The 21,560-nt window shown below is 35.6% G+C and carries 17 protein-coding genes; 6 read left to right on the top strand and 11 right to left on the bottom strand.

Annotated elements, in window-relative coordinates:
* Nucleotides 1-262 precede the first annotated feature (262 nt).
* Nucleotides 263-1,810, bottom strand: a complete 1,548-nt coding sequence (nhaC, locus tag AC3RVG_RS01555; RefSeq protein WP_489689669.1) for a Na+/H+ antiporter NhaC — start codon at nt 1,808-1,810, stop codon at nt 263-265.
* Between the two features lie 187 nt (nt 1,811-1,997).
* Here nhaC and AC3RVG_RS01560 point away from each other — a divergent pair, with 187 nt between their 5' ends.
* Nucleotides 1,998-2,711 carry a hypothetical protein gene (locus AC3RVG_RS01560; protein ID WP_489689670.1) on the top strand — a complete coding sequence of 238 codons (714 nt, stop codon included), beginning with the start codon at nt 1,998-2,000 and terminating at the stop codon, nt 2,709-2,711.
* 80 nt (nt 2,712-2,791) lie between these two features.
* Here AC3RVG_RS01560 and AC3RVG_RS01565 read toward each other — a convergent pair whose 3' ends face one another.
* The gene (locus AC3RVG_RS01565; protein WP_489689671.1) at nt 2,792-3,991 is read right to left on the bottom strand and encodes an aminotransferase class I/II-fold pyridoxal phosphate-dependent enzyme; all 1,200 of its coding nucleotides are present in this window, start codon (nt 3,989-3,991) and stop codon (nt 2,792-2,794) included.
* 219 nt (nt 3,992-4,210) lie between these two features.
* Between AC3RVG_RS01565 and lpdA the strand changes: the two genes are divergently transcribed.
* On the top strand, nt 4,211-5,614 hold the full coding sequence (lpdA, locus tag AC3RVG_RS01570; RefSeq protein WP_489689672.1) for a dihydrolipoyl dehydrogenase: 1,404 nt from the start codon (nt 4,211-4,213) through the stop codon (nt 5,612-5,614).
* A gap of 75 nt (nt 5,615-5,689) precedes the next feature.
* Here lpdA and AC3RVG_RS01575 read toward each other — a convergent pair whose 3' ends face one another.
* From AC3RVG_RS01575 to AC3RVG_RS01600, 6 genes are all read right to left on the bottom strand, one after another.
* Entirely contained in the window at nt 5,690-9,196 is a 3,507-nt protein-coding gene (locus tag AC3RVG_RS01575; protein ID WP_489689673.1) for a TraB/GumN family protein, read from the bottom strand.
* Between the two features lie 148 nt (nt 9,197-9,344).
* Nucleotides 9,345-9,935, bottom strand: a complete 591-nt coding sequence (locus AC3RVG_RS01580) for a superoxide dismutase family protein (RefSeq protein WP_489690122.1) — start codon at nt 9,933-9,935, stop codon at nt 9,345-9,347.
* A gap of 83 nt (nt 9,936-10,018) precedes the next feature.
* Nucleotides 10,019-10,765 carry an LVIVD repeat-containing protein gene (locus tag AC3RVG_RS01585; protein WP_489689674.1) on the bottom strand — a complete coding sequence of 249 codons (747 nt, stop codon included), beginning with the start codon at nt 10,763-10,765 and terminating at the stop codon, nt 10,019-10,021.
* Complete coding sequence (locus tag AC3RVG_RS01590; protein ID WP_489689675.1) at nt 10,762-11,295, bottom strand: hypothetical protein; 534 nt, start codon at nt 11,293-11,295, stop codon at nt 10,762-10,764. The genes AC3RVG_RS01585 and AC3RVG_RS01590 overlap by 4 nt, the downstream gene beginning before the upstream one ends.
* Nucleotides 11,296-11,357: 62 nt before the next feature.
* Nucleotides 11,358-12,575, bottom strand: a complete 1,218-nt coding sequence (locus AC3RVG_RS01595) for a bifunctional alpha/beta hydrolase/OsmC family protein (RefSeq protein WP_489689676.1) — start codon at nt 12,573-12,575, stop codon at nt 11,358-11,360.
* Nucleotides 12,576-12,584: 9 nt separating this feature from the next.
* A complete protein-coding gene (locus tag AC3RVG_RS01600; RefSeq protein ID WP_489689677.1) occupies nt 12,585-13,487 on the bottom strand; it encodes a diacylglycerol/lipid kinase family protein in 903 nt (300 codons plus the stop codon).
* A 65-nt stretch (nt 13,488-13,552) separates the two neighbouring features.
* Between AC3RVG_RS01600 and AC3RVG_RS01605 the strand changes: the two genes are divergently transcribed.
* Nucleotides 13,553-14,518, top strand: a complete 966-nt coding sequence (locus tag AC3RVG_RS01605) for an App1 family protein phosphatidate phosphatase (RefSeq protein ID WP_489689678.1) — start codon at nt 13,553-13,555, stop codon at nt 14,516-14,518.
* A gap of 4 nt (nt 14,519-14,522) precedes the next feature.
* On the opposite strand, the gene AC3RVG_RS01610 is transcribed toward AC3RVG_RS01605, so the two are convergent.
* Nucleotides 14,523-16,463 (bottom strand): S9 family peptidase, encoded by a 1,941-nt coding sequence (locus tag AC3RVG_RS01610; RefSeq protein ID WP_489689679.1) that lies wholly within the window; start codon nt 16,461-16,463, stop codon nt 14,523-14,525.
* Nucleotides 16,464-16,624: 161 nt separating this feature from the next.
* Here AC3RVG_RS01610 and AC3RVG_RS01615 point away from each other — a divergent pair, with 161 nt between their 5' ends.
* Together AC3RVG_RS01615 and AC3RVG_RS01620 are read left to right on the top strand one after the other, a co-directional pair.
* Nucleotides 16,625-17,746 (top strand): vWA domain-containing protein, encoded by a 1,122-nt coding sequence (locus AC3RVG_RS01615; protein ID WP_489689680.1) that lies wholly within the window; start codon nt 16,625-16,627, stop codon nt 17,744-17,746.
* Nucleotides 17,747-17,838: 92 nt separating this feature from the next.
* Entirely contained in the window at nt 17,839-19,302 is a 1,464-nt protein-coding gene (locus AC3RVG_RS01620) for a magnesium chelatase (protein ID WP_489689681.1), read from the top strand.
* A gap of 68 nt (nt 19,303-19,370) precedes the next feature.
* Here AC3RVG_RS01620 and AC3RVG_RS01625 read toward each other — a convergent pair whose 3' ends face one another.
* Nucleotides 19,371-19,748 carry a LysM peptidoglycan-binding domain-containing protein gene (locus tag AC3RVG_RS01625; RefSeq protein WP_489689682.1) on the bottom strand — a complete coding sequence of 126 codons (378 nt, stop codon included), beginning with the start codon at nt 19,746-19,748 and terminating at the stop codon, nt 19,371-19,373.
* Between the two features lie 209 nt (nt 19,749-19,957).
* Between AC3RVG_RS01625 and AC3RVG_RS01630 the strand changes: the two genes are divergently transcribed.
* Nucleotides 19,958-20,590 carry a fasciclin domain-containing protein gene (locus tag AC3RVG_RS01630; protein ID WP_489689683.1) on the top strand — a complete coding sequence of 211 codons (633 nt, stop codon included), beginning with the start codon at nt 19,958-19,960 and terminating at the stop codon, nt 20,588-20,590.
* 52 nt (nt 20,591-20,642) lie between these two features.
* Here AC3RVG_RS01630 and AC3RVG_RS01635 read toward each other — a convergent pair whose 3' ends face one another.
* Nucleotides 20,643-21,302 carry an ATP-binding cassette domain-containing protein gene (locus AC3RVG_RS01635; RefSeq protein WP_489689684.1) on the bottom strand — a complete coding sequence of 220 codons (660 nt, stop codon included), beginning with the start codon at nt 21,300-21,302 and terminating at the stop codon, nt 20,643-20,645.
* Between the last annotated feature and the right edge of the window lie 258 nt (nt 21,303-21,560).

Here is a 21,560-nt window from a genome sequence, read left to right on the forward strand (position 1 = left end):
CTACTGCAAAGATAGAAAGTACCTACGGAAATAGAGTAAATGCTTAATGGATTAATCTATAAACCGATAGTATTTGCTAATAGGTTAAATTTTTAACGATAAATAAAAGTTATAAGGTTTTGTTTGAATGAAGTATGAATATTTTGACTTAAGACGATAGGACGTATGACGTAAGACTAAAAGTTATATGAAAGATACTTTTGAAATAAGATAGTAATCCTTTGTCTTTCGTCTTGATGTCCTAAGACCATTTTCAAACCAATTAAGCCTTTTCTGAAGTAGTCAACATTCTGATTTTGATTCTAAAGGCTGCAAAAAGTAGCGTCATAAACGGACTTAACCAGTTGAAAATTGCATAACCTGCATAGTGAAGTGTATCAACACCCAGAACTCCGCTATGGTAGGCCCCACAAGTATTCCAAGGAACTAACACTGAAGTAACAGTTCCCGAATCTTCTAATGTTCTCGAAAGGTTTTCGGGAGCAAGGCCTTTGTCTTTAAAGGCTTTCGCATACATTTTACCAGGAATTACAATTGCTAAATATTGATCGCTGGCAGTAACATTTAAAGCCAAACAGCTTACGACAGTACTTGCAAAGAGTCCGAACGTTGTGTGAAACAATTTCAATAAGGCTTTACTGATTGCCGCCAAGGCGCCAATTCCGTCCATAATACCACCAAAAACCATAGCGCACAGAATTAACCAAATTGTATTTAACATTCCAGACATTCCGCCAGCAGAAAACAATTCTTTCAAGGCTTCATTTTCTGTAGGAATAGAACTATCTACAGTAATAGCATTCATTATTCCTTTGTAGCCATTTTCAAAAGTAAGGGAGGTTCCGCCGCCCATTGAGGCTACTATATCTGGTTGAAAGATTAAGGCTGCTAAAGCACCTAAAAGTGTTCCTATTAATAGTGCTATTAATGGTGGTGTTTTTTTTACAATTAAGAAAATTACAACTAATGGAACAACAAACAACCAAGGACTTACATTGATAGATTCTTTTACGGCAGCGAGAATTAAATGTGTATCCGCGGTTCCTGAAGTATCAATATTGAAACCAATGATGATAAATACTATCAGCGTAATTACTAATGTTGGTACTGTTGTATAAAGCATATATTTAATATGCGTAAACAAATCTGTACCAGCCATTGCAGGTGCAAGATTTGTTGTATCGCTTAATGGCGAAATTTTATCTCCGAAATAAGCGCCGGAAAGAATAGCTCCGGCAGTCATTCCCACTGAGATACCCAGTGCATTGGCGATACCAATTAAAGCAATACCTACCGTTGCCGAAGTAGTCCAGCTACTTCCAGTTGCAACCGAAATAATAGCGCAAATAATTACACAGGAAGCTAAGAATATCGTCGGATTTAAAATTTGTAATCCGTAATAAATCATTGTTGGTATAATACCACTAATGAGCCAAGTGCCCGCTAATGCTCCAACCATTAAAAGAATTAAAATTGCGCCCGCTGTAGATTTTACATTAACAGCAACTTCTTCCAGCATTTGGTCAAAACTCACTTTGTTGTAAAAGCCTACAATTGCTGCCACAGCGCCACCCATTAAAAGAATGAACTGGTTACTTCCATCTAAGGCTGAATCGCCAAAGGCAAAAAACACATTGTAAAACAGCATTATAATAAGCGCCACCACAGGTATTAATGCTTCCCAAATGTTTAGTTCTTTATTTTCTACTACATTATCATCTTTGGGATCGGTGGGTTTTATGTCTTGACTTTGCATGTTGCGTTTTTCGTTTAGGAATGTAATGTTACGATTTTGAAAAAACCTACGCAAATAAAAAAGAATTGGCGGTAATGGTTATATCAACGCTGAAAATGTTAAAAGCGACACCAATAAATTTTCATGTTACACTTAAACGGTAAAAGGATTATTTAAACAATTAAACCTAAAATAACTATTGAAAATTGTTCAACCCATTCTTATGAGATTATGTTTACTAAAATCTAAACATTTTTCATGTATGAATAAAATTTCTTTACTACTTCTGTTTTCAATAATTTCCTTTTCTTCTACTGCGCAGGTTGGTATTGGTACCACAACTCCAAGAGCTCAGCTTGAAATTGCTTCTAGTCAAAACGGAGGGGGTCTCCTAATTCCTGAATATTCATTACGGAGTCTTACTGATGTAACCACTGTTCAAAATCCACGGGGAGGAAGTCTTGTTACAGGTACTTTAGTATTTAACACGAATACCACTTCTGATTTAGAACCCGATTTTTATTATTGGACTGGTAGCATATGGGTGTCTGCCATAAATGTTACTAAGGCCTATGGTATAAAATTTCTTTCAAATAATACAACTGTGAATCCTAATAATGCTATATCCTTTGATTCAAGCGGACCAGCTAGTAAGGTTGTTTATGGAAACTCTTTTGTGCAAAATTCTGTAAAAGGAGTTTTTCGAATATCATATACGGTTAATTGCACAGAAAATAGTTATCATGAATTCTATTTAGGAAAAGGCCCAAGCAATACCACTGCATTTACTAAAATAGTGGGAAGCTCAGTGTATGGTCAAAAATTTAAAAACAATTCACATACTTTATCGAAATCCATGTTGATAGATGTATCCGATCTAAATCAGAGATTTTATGTAATATCAGCTTCAAGTAATGGTAGTATGCCGATATTATCAGGCAGTTCTCTTTCCATAGAATTGGTGGAATTGAAATAATTAATCAAATTTATTTCACATGAAAAAAACTCCCGATAGAATCGGGAGTTTTTTAATGAACTATATATTTTACTGAAGATCTATAAAATCCCAACTTCAACCATACACTCACGCATCATCTGGTAAGTGCGTGCTATATCGTTATCTAAACCAATACTAAAACGTATTAATCCGTCGCTTAGTCCCATTTCTTTTTGTTCCTCTTCAGGAATTTCAGAAGAAGTAGAAGAACCCGGTGCACTAAACAGCGTTTTGTAAAAACCAAGACTTACCGCCAAATACCCAAGATTACGTTCCTGCATTAACTCCATTAATTCGTTGGCTTTGTCAATTCCGCCAACGTCTAGTGTTAGCATTCCACCGAAACCGTATTCTTTATTCATCATTTTTTTGAAAAGCTCATGACCAGAATGAGATTTCAACCCAGGGTAAACAGTTTTTAAACCATCGGATTCAAACTTTTCAGCTAAATACAAAGCGTTTACACTGTGTTGCTTTATGCGAATGTGAAGCGTTCTCATGTTTTTAAGAATAGAAGCTGCACGTAAACTGTCCATTGCTGGACCAAGTAGCATATTTGCTCCGTCGTTCACATTACGAAGGCTGTCAATAAATTCCTGTGTGCCGCAAGTTACGCCGCCCATAGTATCACTGCTTCCGTTAATAAATTTTGTTAAGCTGTGTAAAACAACATCGGCGCCCATTACTGCAGGAGAAATACTTAAAGGTGAAAAAGTGTTATCAACCAATAATTGCAGTCCGTGTTTTTTGGCAATTTTTGAAATTCCTTCAATATCTGCAATTTCCAAAAGAGGATTGCTCACTGTTTCACAGTAAATAATTTTTGTGTTTTTAGTGATAGACTTTTCAACTTCATCAAGTTTTGTAATATCTACAAATGAAGTTTCAATATTTAATCGAGGGGCAAAGTTTTTCAGAAAAGCGTAAGTTCCGCCGTAAATAGTTCTGCTAGAAACAACGTGATCGCCAGCTTTACAAAGTTGAAGTATTGCTGGTGTAATGGCACCCATTCCACTAGCCGCAACGTTTGCCGTTTCTGTACCTTCCATTGCTGAAAGCGCTTCCCCCAAATATAAATTGGAAGGAGTGGAGTGTCGAGAATATAAATAACACCCTTCGGCATTGCCTTCAAAAGTGTCGAACATCGTTTTTGCGGAAAGAAACGTATATGTTGAAGAATCGGAAATAGAAGGATTAACCCCTCCAAATTCGCCGAAATACTGTAAATCTTGAATTTTATCTGCTGGTTTAAAAGCCATTATTATGTGTTTTAGATTGTGTCGCAAATTTGCAAAAATTTAAAGGAGTGGTCAAATTATATATCATTTCATTTAAAGAATTCTAAATATAACAGGCAGTAGCGTCAATCTTTCAACTTAAAAAACATCGCTTTTTAGAAACAAATTTTTAAAGGCCTAAACTTTTAAACTCTTAAACAGTATTGTACCTTTGGCACTTTAATTTAAAAGAAACACTTTATGAGCAAATATGATGTAGCAATAATTGGTTCAGGTCCTGGAGGCTATGTAGCTGCAATTCGTTGCGCACAATTAGGAATGAAAACAGCAATCATTGAAAAGTATACTGTTTTGGGCGGAACTTGCCTAAACGTAGGCTGTATTCCCAGCAAAGCACTTTTAGATTCATCTCATCATTACGAAGACGCCATAAAGCATTTTGAAGAACACGGTATCGAAATTCCTGGCGATATTAAGGTGAATTTCAAAAAAATGGTAGAACGTAAAGCTTCGGTTGTGGATCAAACCACAAAAGGAATTGCGTTTTTGATGGATAAAAATAAAATTGACGTTTATACAGGAATGGGTGCTTTTAAAGATGCAACTCATATTGAAATTATAGGTGGTAAAAAAAATGAAACCATTGAGGCAAAAAACACAATCATTGCCACTGGAAGCAAGCCTGCAACGCTTCCTTTTATAAAATTAGATAAAGACAGAGTTATAACTTCTACCGAGGCTTTAAGTTTAAAAGAAATTCCGAAACACCTTGTTGTTATTGGTGGTGGCGTAATTGGTTTAGAATTAGGCCAAGTATATCGTCGTTTAGGTTCTGAGGTTTCTGTAATTGAATTTATGGACCGTATTATTCCAACAATGGATTCTGCCCAAAGCAAGGAATTAATGAAGGCTATGAAGAAGCAAGGGGTTAAGTTTTTCCTTTCGCATAAAGTATCTGCAGTTTCTAAAAAAGCTAAAGAAGTAACGGTTACTGCCACTGATAAAAACGATAAAGAAGTAACTTTCAAAGGTGACTATTGCTTAGTTTCCGTAGGAAGAAAACCTTATACCGATGGTTTAAAAGTTGAAAACGCTGGTGTGAAAATCACCGAACGCGGAATGATTGACGTGAACGACCATTTACAAACAAACATTAAAAACATTTACGCCATTGGCGATGTTGTTCGCGGTGCAATGCTAGCTCACAAAGCTTCGGAAGAAGGAGTTTTGGTTGCTGAAATTATTGCCGGACAAAAACCACATATTGATTATAACTTAATTCCAGGTGTTGTTTATACTTGGCCAGAAGTTGCTTCTGTTGGAAAAACAGAAGAGCAATTGAAGGAAGCAAAAGTTGAGTATAAAGCAGGACAATTCCCGATGCGTGCTTTGGGAAGAAGCCGTGCAAGTGGAGATACCGATGGTTTTGTAAAAATACTTTCAGATAAAAATACAGACGAGGTTTTAGGCGTACATATGGTAGGAGCAAGGGTAGCAGATTTAATAGCCGAAGCCGTAGTTGCAATGGAATTCCGCGCCAGCGCAGAAGATATTGCAAGAATGAGCCATGCACACCCAACTTATGCCGAAGCTGTTAAAGAAGCTGCACTAGCAGCAACTGAAGATAGAGCATTGCATATATAATAATGCATTATTTAAGTATAAAAAAATCCCGCTTTTGCGGGATTTTTTATTGATTGTATTCAAGCTTTTCTGCTATTATTCAAGTTCTAATACTTCATCCACATGATTAGCTTTTATGGTTTTCGTCGCTTGCGTTATCCAATCTTCTTCCATTATTTCCCAATCGGTAAAAGCTTCGGCCATTTCGAAATCTGAGAAATCTATTTCTTTATGCGCTGCAATTCCTAAGTATTTATCTGAATCTTCTTCTTTCGTATATGAAAATTCAAATACATAATATTTTTTATCATCAACAGTCAATTCGTCTAAATAGTTGAAAATAGTAGGGTAGCCGTCATAATCATCTCCTACGTTGTTGTAAAGCGACAATTTTGCAAATTCCTTCAACTCTAAATACGCTTCCGGAATTAAGTTGGTCTTTTCAGCATTTATTAGGCTTTCCATTAATTCGAACCGAACATACATATCTTTAAAGCCGTCATTCAACGTTTGCGGATTAATTTCTATAGCTAGTTCTGTAGCTGTCATTAAAGCTTGAGCTTGCATCCACTTATCGTCTTTTACTTGATCTGCAATAAGATTCAATGTTTTTTTAACATCATCTGGTATGGGTTCAAATCCTTTTGAAAATTCAATGTAACTGTACATAAGTCCATCGCTTATATGAGTGTTCTTTTTCCTGGCAATTGTGTCTACGTATAATGCTGCGTCTTTATACATATGCGATAGAAGTCTGCTTTTCAACAGTGGCATTTTATCACTATAAATACTATCTTCCATAACATTATAGGAATATATTGATGCTATCTCAGCCCTGTAATCATCAAAATCTACAAGCTTGGCAAACTTAGCATCGTTTGCAACAAATAGTGGAATGGTATCAATTAATGAAGTCATAATATCATAATCCTTTTCAGGAATTCGATTGAGTTTATGGTTTTGCAAAAGATCGAAATACGTGGCTACAGCATTACTATTTTTAAGTTTTAGTAGCTGTTCGAGGACCTCCACGCGTGCTTCGTAACTGTTTTTTTTGTTCTTGTAAAAGGAAGCAAAGGTTTTTAGCGTTTCCGGTTTCTCAAGATCTGTCAATGCGTTAATTATATAATATTTTGCACCGTAATAAAGGGTGTCATCTTTAAAGCGACTTTTTAAATTCTTCTCTAAAACTTTGTAATCTGAAGCGTCAAATTCATAATAATTTAAAGCACCTTTTGCTTCTGCAAACTTAATTGAGTCTTTCGATTTCAGGTTTTTGAAAATTAAATCGGTTTTTGAGGCTGAAAGATTAAAGTTCTGTGAGCTTTTTTTAATTTTTAATGAATTAAAAAATTCATCTACACGAGGTTCGTTAATTTCTTCATCTCCCAAATAAGTTAAAAGGAGAAGTATGGAATCATCATCGAGTAATAATTTCATCCGCTGTTTTACGTGGGTACTCGAGTTTATCATTTTAATTTCACGCGCTGGTTTCCCACCCAAAGTGGTGCTAGTATTGCTTGTAATAGAATCGTTATAATCTACAATCAATTCGGTGTAATCATCATAAAAATCTTGAAGTGATTTTTTCCGATAGTACGGTTTTAATTTTAAGTGCTGCACCAAGTAAGTGCCGGAAGATGTGGGATCCATTGAACTATAATTTTTCACATAACTGAATTCTGAATAAGCATCCTGCGGTTCTTCTTCAATAACAACTTTTTCGCTCGGCGCCCTAAACGAATATTTTTCTTGGATGTTTACAACGGTGTCGAACGCCGCTTCTGCATAGGGCAGAAATTTAAAAGAATTGAAAAATTCATTGTCTTCTGAAATTTTTTCGCCCTCTTTATACTTTTGCGCCATTAATAAATACGTTCTATTGCCTCGCAGATAAAGCTTCGCAATTGTATGAAATTTATCTGAAAACGAGAGTTCGTATTTTTTACCTTCGCTTCCATCCAGCATTATATCTTCCGGCTCGCTTATATAAGTACCATTTTGTTTAAAATAGCTTTCGAATTCTTCGTAATAATCTTCTTTTTGGTCTAAATAATAGCCCACGGGCTGGTTGTTATACCGAAGTAAATAAAGTGTATTATTGGCTTTGTCTTCCGAAGAAAAAATATTGATTATATATGGAGAATCTTCGTTGCCGTATGGATTGTCCATTACTTGGCTTCTGTCAAGAATTTTTTCAGGAACGTGTACACTATAAGCACCAAGGCTGTCTGTTTGGGTTTGCCAAACGGATGGAGCAATCTTAGAATCGAATATTTTGATTGAATCAAAAAAGGCATTTGCGTACGCCGAAGTTATTTCGGCTAAAGTGTTTTCGGTCATAAAAGTGTAAACAATTTTATCTTTCATGGCTACGCGTACGCGCACGTACTCCTTGTCTTTTGCAATTATAACATCGGTAAACTCGACGCCGTCTTTTACAAAAGTATTTCTGTTAAATATAGAATCATTAGCCGTTTGCAACTGACTTTTTATGATGTTTTCAACAAAATTAAACCCATCTTTTAAAACTTGACTTCTTAAATCGCCAATCATATACATAAACGTGCCGCCGTATATTAAATCTGTACTCGTCATTGCATCAATAGACTCGGTAATTTCAATGGGGATGGCTTTGTTGGGCGTTAGTACACTATAACCTTGCGATTCATTATAATCTAAAACCCATCTGTCTAAATCTGGAGCAATATCATATTGCTGTTCGTTATCGCTAAAAGTGGCTTTCACTTTTCTCACCTGATATCCCTCTTCGCGGAGAAGTGTAATTAATCCTTGATTTCCTGGTAAATGGGCAGCGCCTACCGCTGCAAAAATGGTTTTGGATTTCATAATTTCCACAAGGCTATTAAGCATAACGTGGTTTCGTTTAATCATGATGGAATCATTATAACCACCGCCATTAACGTAGGACCATATTTTTTCTAAATCGCCTTCGTAATACAATTGGGTTATTTTGTCAAATTGGTTATTTGAATCAAAATCTTGGTGGTTAATAATAGCGAGAATGTTTTCTCTCAATTCCATATCGCTTGTTTCTTCAAACAGGTAAAATTGATCTTCAACTTTTTCAAGACCCACTATTTCTTTTTTACTATTGTATGCAATTCCGTATAAATAGGCATCTAAAAAGGTACGGCGATCATCTGCTTTACCTTTATTGCGAGTCAACATGGATTTTATTAAACTTGGATTTTTCATAGGCATACTGTCCAAATCCATTTGTTTAACTTCAAAAAAGCGATCTTTTAGTTTTTGGTATTCCTCTTTCGAAAGAATTTTTTTATAGATATTTTCATTTTTTGTATTTAAGTAATTTTCGCTAAAACCTGTTACCGCCGAATCGGGATGAATTTCTAAAGCGAACATTTCAGAATTTTTTATTGCTGGAATAACGGAGTCGCTAAACTTAAACGCCCGAGCATCTTTTAGGTGAAGTGTTCCGAAGAGATACGATTTTTTGTTGCTATCCTTGTGTTTAATTTCCCAAAGCAATTCGTAATTCTCACGATCTTGAGAGTATATTGTGTTTAGCGTAAAGAATAGTAAAGCAAAAATTAACCAGGATTGAGAAGATGTATTCATAAGGGGCTAAGCGTATAATGGTTATTATATATTTCAATAATAATAAAATTAACGTTCACTTTGTAATATTTCATTAATTCAATAGGGTAAAAAATAAAAAGCCACCCTAATTTATAGAGTGGCTTTAAAAAAATATTTTTTTGAAATATTATTTAATAATTCCGCCGCAACTTACTCTTCCGCCAGCATCACCAGTGGGTTGCGTTTTAAAGTCATCTTGACCTTCGTGTACAATGACTGCTTTGCCTACAATGTCTTTGTTTGCATCGTCACAACCAATACACCATTCATCAGTTTGCATAGTAATTTTGCCAGAGCCATCTTCGCCAACTTCAAAATTTCCTATGTCGCCTTTATGATAACCTTCAGCATCGCCCCATTTTCCATGTTTTGCATGGGTAGGGTTCCAGTGTCCGCCAGAAGAAGTACCGTCGGCCGCACTACAATCTGCTTTTTCGTGAATATGGATTGCGTGGCTTCCAGGTGTTAAGCCCGAAAATTTAGCTTCCATAGATACAACTCCATCAGCTTCAGAAAAATAAATCTCGCCTACTGCAGTACTTTTACTTTTTGCTTCCATAATAACGGAAACGTTTTTAGGAGCCTCTTTTTTAGAAGAAGAATCGACTTGTATGGTATCATTTGTTGAATCCATACTTTCCATATCTTTTTTTTCATTTTTGCAACCTACAAATGCCATTAGAGCAAATAGGCTACAAACTAGACTAATTCTTTTCATCATTATTTTATTTTTTAGTTTAAAATTGGTTTAAATTAAAGGTACAATAGTTTTCGGGCGACCACTATACATTTATGAATATTTTAAAAGTTTATTGTACTTAATTCTGAAGTATTTGTGATGTCATTTTGGTCGAGATTATATTGGTAAATTCCGTTTTGCCCAATGGCGATTAGCAAATTATTTTTTATAATTACATCGAAAGCTAATTTGTTTATGTTGTGAACCACAACAGAATGGGAAGGGTCTGAAACATCAAATATCTTTATTTCATCATCGCATACAATCAAATAATCTCCATAAAGCCCCATTCCTTTTGGAGCAGTTAAGTTTCTTACACTAAGTAATGTTGGGTTTACAATATCTGTAACGTCATAAATTTCTAATTGATTTAAAGTAGATCCACAACCCAATTCAGACCACAACGTAACAAATGCCGTGGTCTCATTTGCAACTACAGGGTCGCACGAAGTAAAATGCTGCACATCTGCAAGATATTCGGGGAATTCAGGATTGTTTACACTATAGATAAACATGCCGTTCTGCGATCCTACATAAAGATATTCCTTGTAATTAAAGAGTGTTTCAATTCTAAAACCGATTGGTACGTTGTTTACAAACACAGGGTCTGAAGGCGTTGTTATATTATAAACGTTTAAGCCATATTCATCAACGGTATAAAGGTAATTGCCCACCATTGCAAATCGTGCTAATGAGCCACCTTGACCATCACCGTTGCTCATCGTTTCGTTTGAAGATGCATTGCTTCCATCTTGGCTACACGCCAAAGACAATACTATTATTAAAAAAAGTAAACCTAATTTTCTCATGGCGTAGTTGTTTTTGGAATCCAGTTTACTACAACGTTATTCTGTGGAATATTAAACGCATAAAACCCATCTGGCGAAAGCATTTCTGGGAAAGTATTTTTTATTCGTTTAGAAACATTAATGCCACTATTTTCCAAATCTACCTGTACGGCAATAAGATCGGTTGCTTGGTTTATGAAGAATACATTATTTCTGATAGCCAAATCTGTTGCTCCTGGCGAGGCTATAAAATAAATAGGCGATGGGCTAGCTGGGTTTTCATTATTAAAAACGTGAAACCCTTTATTTTTTTCATTGATGAAAAGGTAAGTTCCAATTACATATATTTTTCCAGCATTAATTACTGGTTCTGCGGGAGAAAGTACAACGCTGCTTTCAAAAGTTGAGCGCTCCATAAATACAGCATCGTACTGAGATTCTACCATAGAGATGGGAAAGTCGTCAGTTTCATCACAATCGCCATTCCAGCAGCAGCTTTGTAATGACGTTATTGCGAATAGAAAAAGCAATAGTTTGAATTTAATTTTCATAAACCATAGTTTTTAAGTGTACTACAAGTTTACAAAATAGTTTCAGACAATCAATTTAGATTTTATGAAATTTCCAAGCTTGTAATTACCTGTGTTACGGAATGCAATGTTTTATGGACGGGACATTTATCTGCTATTTGAAGCAGTCTCGTTTTCTGTTCTTCGGAAAGATTTCCTTCTAAAAATATCTTGCGTTTAAAGGTGTCTATTTTAGCAGCATCTTCTTCACAATGCTCGCAATCTATTGCGTGATCTTTTGAATAATCGATGTGACAGGTTACATTCTCAACGTCCCATTTTTTTCTTCGCGCATACATTTGTATAGTCATTACTGTGCATGCAGCGAGACCGGCGGAAAGAAACTCATAGGGAGAAGGACCAAAGTTATTGCCTCCAAAAGTAGTTGGCTCATCGGCAACAAAATAATGATCTCCAAGCTTTAATTGAGTTGTGAATTTGTCATCACCATCTAAGCTTGCAGCCACTTTACTTTTGCTCTTCAGTTCTTCTTTCGGTGGAATAGTAACATAGCGTGGCGCCCATCCCGCAATAACTTTCCCAACATAACTAGAGTCTTCTTTTCTAGATAAAAGATGGTCAACGCCATCTAAAGAAACAAAACTTTTAGGGTGATGTGCAGCTTTATATATTTCTTCAGCGTTATTTATACCTACAGTTGTGTCTTGTGGAGAGTGTAGAATTAACAATGCTTTTTTGAAGTTTCCTACAATATCTACAAGCGATTTATTTTCAAGATCTTCTAAAAACTGTTTTTTTATGGTGAAATCTATTCCGCCCAAATTAACTTTTGCTTTTCCATTTTTTGTAATCTCCATGGCACTATCTTTTAATAAATGTCGAACGTGAGATGGATCGCTAGGTGAGTTAATTACGGCCACAGCTTTAATTGATGCTATTTTATCGGCAGCAAATATGGCTGCTGCACCACCTAACGAATGCCCGATCATTAAAGTAGGCGCTTTAAACTTTTTTTCGAGAAAATTTGCAGCCTCAACCAAATCTTCAACATTTCCAGAAAAATTAGTGTTTTCAAAATCACCTTCACTTTCTCCCAAACCAGTAAAATCGAACCTTAAAACTGCAAAACCCGCATTGGTAAGTGCTCTTCCTACATTTTTAATCGCTGTTAAGTTTTTGGTACATGTAAAACAGTGTGCAAAAATCGCGAAATTATGCGGCTCTTGGTCCAACGGAAGTTCTAGTCTTCCTGCCAATTGTTCTTCGTCTTTATTCGTAAATGATACCTTATGTATATTCATGGTTTGGGTTTATATTGAATGTAAGTTACAGAATTTTTGGGGCAAAGCAACTTGCAGCTTCCTCTTTGAAATAATAACAGAAACGGTGTCTGTTTCACCCAAAAATTCACCGTCAATTTGGAACGGAACTTTCTTTTTACTTTTAATTGTTGCCTTATTAGTCGAAATAATACGCACAAATTCTGGAGACATTTCGGGATTGTCTTGAATTGTCTTTAATATTTCGAAGAAATCTAGATTTTTGAAAACTAAAACTTCAAATTTGCCATCGTTAATAATACCTTTTGGGTTAATAGTGGCGCCAGTTCCAAATTTGTTAGCGTTCGCTATTGCTAATAAAACTCCACTTTCTTCAATTGTTTCTTCTTCCGTTTCAATAATAAAATGAAATGGAAATTCAGAATTTATAAGCGTTGGGATTGACTGTAAAAAGTATCCAAACTTTCCGCGAATATTTGAATTTTCATAGTTTTTAACCAATTCGGCATTTATACCTAAATCTGCTATATGTAGGCAGATTTTTCCGTTTATAAATAAAACGTCAATTCCTAATGTGCATTCTGAAAGCGCAATGTCTAGCTGCTCTTTTAGCGTTTGAGGTAAATCGAAATTAACCGCCATTCCGTTTGCAGAACCAGCGGGAATTATACCTAAAATGATATCTTTTTCGTAAATACATTCCGCCACTAATGATATGGTTCCATCGCCGCCTGCAACTAAAACGTGCGAAGGTTCGTACTCTTTTAATAGTGTATCAATCGCTTTTCTATCGTCTTTGCCGGTGGTTTTATAAAGTTTGAAACTGTAGTTTCTTCTAATAACTTCATTTTTCACGGCTGTTATAATGTCGTCTTTTTCAGAGTCGCCAGCTATTGGGTTGACAACAAGCAAAATATAATTTTCTGATTTCATTAGTAGATATTGATTTTAAAAATACCTATTTTGGAATTACAAAACCGTTAACGAAATCTCAATAAGTGAAACTTGATTTAAAACTCTACCGTGGCTATGTAAACGACGAAGAATTGGTGGTTTTTGGCCACGTATTCAAATCTTGGTCGCCAGATAAATACAGACTAGACCGCAAGGGAATTCGTCATGCCGTTTCGGTAATACATATGTTTAGAATAAAGCCACTGGAAAATGTGGAAGTTACGCTGAAATTTAAAAGTGTTGAGGTAACTACTAAAACTTTGGCCGATGGCTATTTTCGGTTTACAATACCGTATTCCGAAAAACTTGAAAGCGGTTGGCATCCCTACGAAGTAATCTGTAATTATTACGATTTCGGCATTGTTGAAAATTCTGAAATATTAAAACCATTTGAAAGTAAAGTTGGAGTAATTTCAGATATAGACGACACTTTCTTGGTTTCGCACAGCGGAAATTTCTTAAAAAAACTCTACGTTCTTCTTCTAAAAAACATCAATAAACGAAAGGTTTTTGATGATGTTGTGCCACACTACCAAGCCTTAAGCAGGGCAGGGCAGGAGAATGAAGCGGCTTCTAATTCCTTTTTCTACGTTTCCAGCAGCGAGTGGAATTTATATGAATTTATAGACTCCTTAGCACGATTACACGAACTTCCAAAAGCCGTTATAAAACTTAAAAAAATAAAAACTGGTATTTCAGATTTTCTTTTTACCGGAAGAGGTAGCCACGACCATAAGTTCGAAAAAATAAAGGATATCATTATGTTTTATCCAAAACTTGAATATGTTTTACTCGGCGATGATTCACAAAAAGACCCACATCTTTACGAGCGGATTGTAAAGATATTTCCGCAAAGTATTAAAGCTATTTATATTAGGCAGACTTCAAGACGGAAGAAGCCTGCAACCCAGAAAATTTTAAAAAACATTGAATCCATGAATGTATCAACTTGCTATTTCACCAATAGCGAAGAGGCAATTGCACATTCAGCACGCATAGGAATTTTATAAAACGCTATTTCACTTCGGTACTTTCAGTCTTTTTAGTGTCTGGAGTAGTTTGACCTTCACCCTTTAAATATTGATCTAAGAATTTTAAGATTTTTCCGTAGGCTTCAATTTCATTTTCCTTTTTTACAAAGCCGTGACCTTCGTCTTCAAAAACTACATATTCTACAGGAACACCATTCTTTTTAACTCCTGCCACAATTTCATCAGATTCTATTTTAAGTACTCTCGGATCTTGCGCGCCCTGTAAAACCATCAAAGGTTTGGTAACATTTTCAGTGTGAAATAAAGGTGAAATTTCTTTTAATCGAATTGAATCTGCCGTATTTGGATCGCCCATTTCGGTGTATAATGCATCCTTAAATGATGCCCACCATGGCGGAATGCTGTTTAAAGTTCTAATCCAGTTTGTAACTCCAAAAATATTTACTCCAACCTCAAACTCGTCCGGCGCATAAGTAAGCGCAGCCATCGTCATATAACCGCCGTAAGAGCCGCCTAAAATTCCAATCTTGTCTTTGTCGATCATATCTTGGCTTGCCAACCAATCTTTACCAGCAATACAATCTTTCAAATCTTTATCGCCGTGATTTTGATCGTCCATTTTATAAAAAGATTTGCCGTAACCACTACTACCGCGATTATTTACCGCCAAAATAGCATAACCGTGATTTACCAAATATTGAATTAAAGAACTAAAACCTTGCCTTGATTGACCACCCGGCCCACCGTGAACCCAAACTAGCGCAGGTACTTTTTTATTGACGTTTGCTTGTTTTGGCTGATAGTAAATTGCTGGAATTTCCAAACCGTCAAAAGATTTAAACCGAACTACCGTTGCTTCGACCAAATCATCGGGGTTTATTTCACTGTTTAAAACATTTGTAAGCTTATAATATTTTCCAGAAGCTATATTATACGAGTATGTATTTGTGGGAAGTTGAGAGCTGCCAACGGTTAATAATGCCATTGTTTCATCTTTTGAAAAGCTTGCGGCATTTATTTCCTGCCCTTCAATATCTGGGAAATTCAACGCTTTTCCTGTAGCCACTTCGGTTAAGTACATTTTGGTTTTTGCGTCTTCATTGCTAAAAAGCACTTGATACTTACCATTATGTGTAAAATAGAATGCGTTGATGTCCCAATCTTTTACTAGAATTTTTTCTTTAGTACCATCCTCAATATTGTATTTCATTAAATAGCTGAATTCAGAATTGGCATCGGTTGTGTAGTAAACTGATTTTCCATCTGGCGAAAAATCCTGAGCCGAATTGCCGCTTAAACCTTCATTGATTTGGGTTTTTGCTTTCGTTTTAAGATTTAGAAGAAATAAGTCGCCGTCATTTGTATTTATAGATTTTGTTAGCAGCATATAATTTTTATCTGCCGAAATTCCACCAAAATCCATATTGTCTTCATTCTTTAAAATCAGTTTCGCTTTAAAAGTTGCTATGTCCATTTCATAAAGATCCATCATCTGTGGGTTGCGCTCATTACTGTTATAATAAAAACTTTTACCATCTTTTGCCCACCCTGTAAAAAGTGCACGTACATTTTTTTCAGGGGTCAATCTTTTAATACCGCTGCTATCTTTCACAAAAATTTTAAAAATCTCATCGCCATTTCCGTCCATTCTGAAAAGAATTCTATCGTCATCAGGAAAGTATGAAATTCCATAAATTGAAGTACTGTCGGATTGTGTTATGGGCATAAAATCACCGCCTTCAACCGAAACGTTGTACATATTGTAAACGCCTGAACGGTTGCTGGTTATTAAAACTTTCGACTTGTCTGCGGAAAAACCATTCGCCCAAGCATTTTCATTCCCCATAAATTGTTCGATGGAATACGTTTTTACTTCCGAAACTTCTTTGATGCTGTCTTTTGGCTTGTCTTTGCAAGCAACCAAGAGTAAAAATGCAGTGCAGATTAAACTAAAATTTTTCATAAAGCTAGGTTTTGGCTGTTATCATGTTGATTTTCAAAACAAATCTAACAATTTTTTTGAATTGTTTGCGTAGTTTAAATGTTATGAAGCAGAAGTTATTTTTGGTAGTAGTTTAACGTTTCCACTTTTTTTTTAAACAACTAAAGTTTTATTTTTAGATTATGAATAGGAAAGCAGGCAAGAGCGGATTTATCTTCACCAAACACACTCCTAAAGACCAATCACCTTTCGAGAAACTTTTTGATGTTTTTCAAGAATTGATTACCCACACTTCGGGCGATTTCGACGAAGCAATGGATTGGTTAAAACAGATTGATGATGAATATAAACTCACCACGGAGGACTACTCTTTAGACGATTTTGTTGAAGATTTGAAAAAGAAAGGATATTTGCGTGAAGAAATAAAAATGGATGGTTCAAACGGTTTAGCCATTACCGAAAAAACAGAAAGAGCCCTGCGGAAGCGAGCTTTGGAACAGATCTTCGGGAAACTGCGAAAGAGTGGTGCCGGCAATCATAGAACAAAACAAACGGGGCAAGGAGATGAGCAGGCTGGAGAGTTTCGCGATTATCGTTTTGGCGATTCGCTGGAACAAATTTCAATGACCGAAAGTTTCAAAAATGCACAAATTAATCACGGTTTGGGCGATTTTACACTTTCTGAAAACGATTTGGTGGTTGAAGAAACTATGTATAAAACCCAAATGAGTACGGTTTTAATGATAGACATCAGTCACAGTATGATTCTTTATGGCGAAGACCGTATAACACCTGCAAAAAAAGTGGCGATGGCACTTTCAGAATTTATAACCACGCGATACCCGAAAGATACTTTGGATATTTTAGTTTTCGGAAACGATGCGTGGCCAATTAAAATTAAAGATTTACCGTATTTAAACGTGGGGCCGTACCACACAAATACTGTCGCCGGACTTCAATTAGCGATGGATTTGCTTCGTAGAAAACGAAATACCAACAAGCAAATTTTTATGATAACCGATGGGAAACCCAGCTGCGTGCGACTTCCGGATGGACGTTATTATAAAAACAGTAATGGGCTGGACAGTTATATTGTAAATAAATGTTACGCAATGGCTTCGCAAGCTAGGAAACTTCACATTCCAATTACAACTTTTATGATTGCTGAAGACCCATATTTAATGCAGTTTGTTGAAGAATTTACAGCAGCCAATAAAGGCAAAGCATTTTACACAGGTTTAAAAGGTTTGGGCGAAATGATTTTTAGCGATTACGAAACAAATAGGACAAAACGGATAAAATAAGTATTCAGTGTTCAGTGGCAGTTGGCAGTTCATTCTTTGTGGGCTTTGCGATACACTAGGCGCCCTTGGCGGTTAAAAAAAAATAAAAAATTATGAAAATAGATAAAATTAAAACCTTCGGACAACTTAAAAAGTCGGGGTATGAATCAATATCAATAAAGGAAGAATTGCGTCGAAATTTACTTCAAAAAATAATGAAGAAAGAAACCCCTTTTGTGGGTATTCACGGTTATGAATTAACCGTAATTCCAGAATTGGAACGCGCTATTCTTTCAAAACATAACATTAATCTTCTCGGACTTCGCGGGCAAGCTAAAACACGTTTAGCTCGCCAAATGGTTGGGCTTTTGGACGAATACATTCCAATGGTTGAAGGCAGCGAAATAAACGACGATCCTTTTAACCCAATTTCACGTTATGCCAAAAATCTACTTATTGAAAAAGGTGACGATACACCCATAAGTTGGTTGCATCGCGATGATCGTTTTTCAGAAAAACTAGCAACACCAGACGTTACCGTTGCCGATATTATTGGCGATGTTGATCCAATAAAAGCAGCAAATTTAAAACTTACATATGCCGATGATCGCGTAATTCACTTCGGGATGATTCCGCGTAGTAACCGTTGTATTTTTGTTATCAATGAATTACCAGATTTACAACCGCGAATTCAAGTAGCACTGTTTAATATTTTACAAGAAGGCGATATTCAAATTCGTGGTTTTGCGGTGCGCTTGCCCTTGGATATTCAATTTGTATTTACAGCAAATCCTGAAGATTATACAAATCGAGGAAGTATTGTAACACCTTTAAAAGATAGAATTGGTTCACAAATTTTGACGCATTATCCCGAAGATATAGAAACTGCACGAACAATTACCGAACAGGAAACAGCCGAAGCTATAAAAGCAAAATCGAACGTTTATGTGCCCGATTTGGCAAAAGATGTTTTAGAACAAATTAGTTTTGAAGCTCGTGAAAATGATTTTATAGATGCCAAAAGTGGCGTGAGCGCACGTTTAAGCATCACCGCTTTCGAAAATTTGTTGAGTACTGCCGAAAGACGCGCTTTGCATAGCGGAGACGAAAAAACAAGTGTGCGTTTGGGAGATTTTATAGGTATAATTCCTTCAATAACGGGGAAAGTAGAATTGGTTTATGAAGGTGAGCAGGAAGGCGTTTCACAAGTTGCGCAGCAGTTAATAGTGGATGCAGTAAATACCACTTTTAAAAATAAATTTCCAAAAATTGAAAAGCTCACAAAAGATGGCGATTTAGATCCGTACGCCGATATTGTATCTTGGTTTTTCGAAGAGAACGATTTTGAATTGCTCGATTCTTTTTCCGAAGAAGAATATAAAAATGAATTGGACCGAATTATTCCGCTTCAGCAATTGATAGAAAAACATCAGCCCGAAACATCAAAGGAAGACAGTTATTTCTTAAAAGAATTAGTGCTTTGGGCGTTGGCCGAAAATAAAAAACTCAGCAAATTTAGCTTGGGGAACGGGCTGCATTTTAGAGATTTATACGGAAGCTACATTAGTGGACTCTAAATATTAAGCAATATAAAATCCGCCAGTTTTTTAAAAACTGGCGGATTTTTTTATGTTTTAAATTCAATTTATATATTCGGAATCACTAATTCATCACCTGGGTGAATTAGATCTGCAGATTTCAATTTGCCCTTATTCGCTTCATAAATAGCGTTGTATTTACTAGCGTTACCATAATATTGCTTTGCAATTTTACCGAGTGTTTCGCCACTTTTAACCGTGTGGTGTGCAAAAACAGAACTATCAGCAACTGAAATATCCGCCATAATATCGGTCGGGTTTTCTCCGCCAACGCGTTTTATTTCGTCCCAAAGTAAGTTTTTCTCATATTGGTTTTTTGCAGTACCATAAACTTTTAACTGGCCGTTTTCTTCTTTTACATCTCCGTTTTGAATATTGAGCTTTTCACCTAAGTCCAAAACGCTTTGATATTTCGATTTAATCATTTTTAAAAAGTTTTATTGTTATTGTCTAAAGATAGTATTTAATCGCCATATTTTTTTCTCATTAGTATAAGTTTAATAATACGGACACATCGTTGCCATTCTTCTTAAAAATTTACAAAAAATTTAACTAAAGATTAGATTCAATTAGTAAAATAATCGCTGCACTTGGAATATCTTTGATATCAACATTTAAATCAACGAAAATAATTATGAAACTAAAAACAATTGTAATGTCTCTAGCAGTAGTAGCAATGCTTTTTGCAAGCTGTGAAGACACAAAAAAGAAAGAAGCTGAGGCTCAAGCTAAAGCAGAACAAATGCGCATGGAGCAGGAAAAAGATTCTTTAATGAAAGTTGAAGAAATGAATACTGCTAAAATGGCTGAAATGGAAGCTAATTCGATTGCTGCAAAAGCAATGGGTAATTCAGATTTGTCAACATTAGTAAGTGCTCTTCAAGCTGCTGAATTGGCTCAAACCTTAAAAGCAGAAGGTAATTACACAGTTTTCGCTCCAACTAACGAGGCTTTCAGCAAAGTTCCAAAGGCAACTATGGATGAATTGATGAAACCAGAAAACAAAGCAAAATTACAAGGTTTACTTAAATATCACGTGCTTCAAGGTAAAATGAATTCGACCGATGTTTTGGCTAAAATTAAAGAAGCTAAAAACAAATTGGACGTTACAACTATGAATGGTGAAGTTTTAACTTTGTCTGAAAAAGGTGGTAAAGTAATGATTAAAGATGCTAAAGGAAATACAGCTACTGTAACAAGTGCTGATATGGATGCATCAAACGGTGTGGTACACGTTGTAGATAAAGTGCTAATGCCAAAAATGTAATTCAACAATTTTGAATGATTTAAAAAGCTCCAGAAATGGAGCTTTTTTTATGTCAAGATTTTAGATATTCAAATGATTTTAGATCGTCCTTATTTTTAATTATATGGCTTTCCCCATCCTTTATTACTATATTCTTTGTAGTTATATCTAAAACGTCTTCGTAGTAATGATCGGTTAAAATGATTGCTTTTTCCTTCTTCAATTTATTGAGAAATTTTTTGATTTCAACTTTATATAAAGGTTCGATCATTGAAAATGGTTCATCTAACATTAAAAATAGATGGCTAAGGTTAGCTATCATTAAAACTTCAAAATATCGTAGTTGCCCCATAGAAAGTTCACCTACTTTTTTATTAGCGATTTGTGCAATTAGTGGATCATAAAAAATGGCATCCTGCTTTTCTTCTTCAAAATATATAGGAATAAGATCGCGCACCTTTATATTATTTGGTAAAAACGGATGTTGCGGCAAGTAGGCAATTTGTTTGGCTATTATGTTTTGTGATGGTTTAAAATTTACGCCATCTATTGAAACTCTAATTAAATTAGCCTTTTCTGTACCGAACAGCATTTTCAGCAAAGTAGATTTCCCACAGCCATTTCTTCCGAAAATCCCCAGAATTTCACCGGTATTCAATGTGAATGAAACCCTTTCAATAACCACTTTATTGCCAAAGCTTTTTGCCGCGCTATGTAATTGTAAAACTGCCAAGAAAAATTTTTAAGATTAAAAGTAAAACTCCGATTATCGGTATTCCCAACATTAGGTTTATTAAAAACGCAACTCCCATTAATTTTTTACGGGTAATTCCCAAATTGAAATAAAAATAAAATTGATCTTTATAGAATATGCTAAACCCCAACATACCGGAAATAGGCCCGAGAAGTGCAAAAAGTAATAAGGCCCACAACAAACCTCCAAATGACAGACAGACCAAAGTGAAGGCCGCTATAAACGGAAAAATGGTTT

It is taken from the genome of Aequorivita sp. IT1282 (assembly GCF_058068205.1).

Excerpts from the sequence above, each read along its gene's own strand:
- AC3RVG_RS01560 (WP_489689670.1), top strand. The coding sequence starts at position 1,998 with ATGAATAAAATTTCTTTACTACTTCTGTTTTCAATAATTTCCTTTTCT.
- AC3RVG_RS01565 (WP_489689671.1), bottom strand. The coding sequence starts at position 3,991 with ATGGCTTTTAAACCAGCAGATAAAATTCAAGATTTACAGTATTTCGGC.
- lpdA (WP_489689672.1), top strand. The coding sequence starts at position 4,211 with ATGAGCAAATATGATGTAGCAATAATTGGTTCAGGTCCTGGAGGCTAT.
- AC3RVG_RS01575 (WP_489689673.1), bottom strand. The coding sequence starts at position 9,196 with ATGAATACATCTTCTCAATCCTGGTTAATTTTTGCTTTACTATTCTTT.
- AC3RVG_RS01580 (WP_489690122.1), bottom strand. The coding sequence starts at position 9,935 with ATGAAAAGAATTAGTCTAGTTTGTAGCCTATTTGCTCTAATGGCATTT.
- AC3RVG_RS01585 (WP_489689674.1), bottom strand. The coding sequence starts at position 10,765 with ATGAGAAAATTAGGTTTACTTTTTTTAATAATAGTATTGTCTTTGGCG.
- AC3RVG_RS01590 (WP_489689675.1), bottom strand. The coding sequence starts at position 11,295 with ATGAAAATTAAATTCAAACTATTGCTTTTTCTATTCGCAATAACGTCA.
- AC3RVG_RS01595 (WP_489689676.1), bottom strand. The coding sequence starts at position 12,575 with ATGAATATACATAAGGTATCATTTACGAATAAAGACGAAGAACAATTG.
- AC3RVG_RS01600 (WP_489689677.1), bottom strand. The coding sequence starts at position 13,487 with ATGAAATCAGAAAATTATATTTTGCTTGTTGTCAACCCAATAGCTGGC.
- AC3RVG_RS01610 (WP_489689679.1), bottom strand. The coding sequence starts at position 16,463 with ATGAAAAATTTTAGTTTAATCTGCACTGCATTTTTACTCTTGGTTGCT.
- AC3RVG_RS01615 (WP_489689680.1), top strand. The coding sequence starts at position 16,625 with ATGAATAGGAAAGCAGGCAAGAGCGGATTTATCTTCACCAAACACACT.
- AC3RVG_RS01620 (WP_489689681.1), top strand. The coding sequence starts at position 17,839 with ATGAAAATAGATAAAATTAAAACCTTCGGACAACTTAAAAAGTCGGGG.
- AC3RVG_RS01625 (WP_489689682.1), bottom strand. The coding sequence starts at position 19,748 with ATGATTAAATCGAAATATCAAAGCGTTTTGGACTTAGGTGAAAAGCTC.
- AC3RVG_RS01630 (WP_489689683.1), top strand. The coding sequence starts at position 19,958 with ATGAAACTAAAAACAATTGTAATGTCTCTAGCAGTAGTAGCAATGCTT.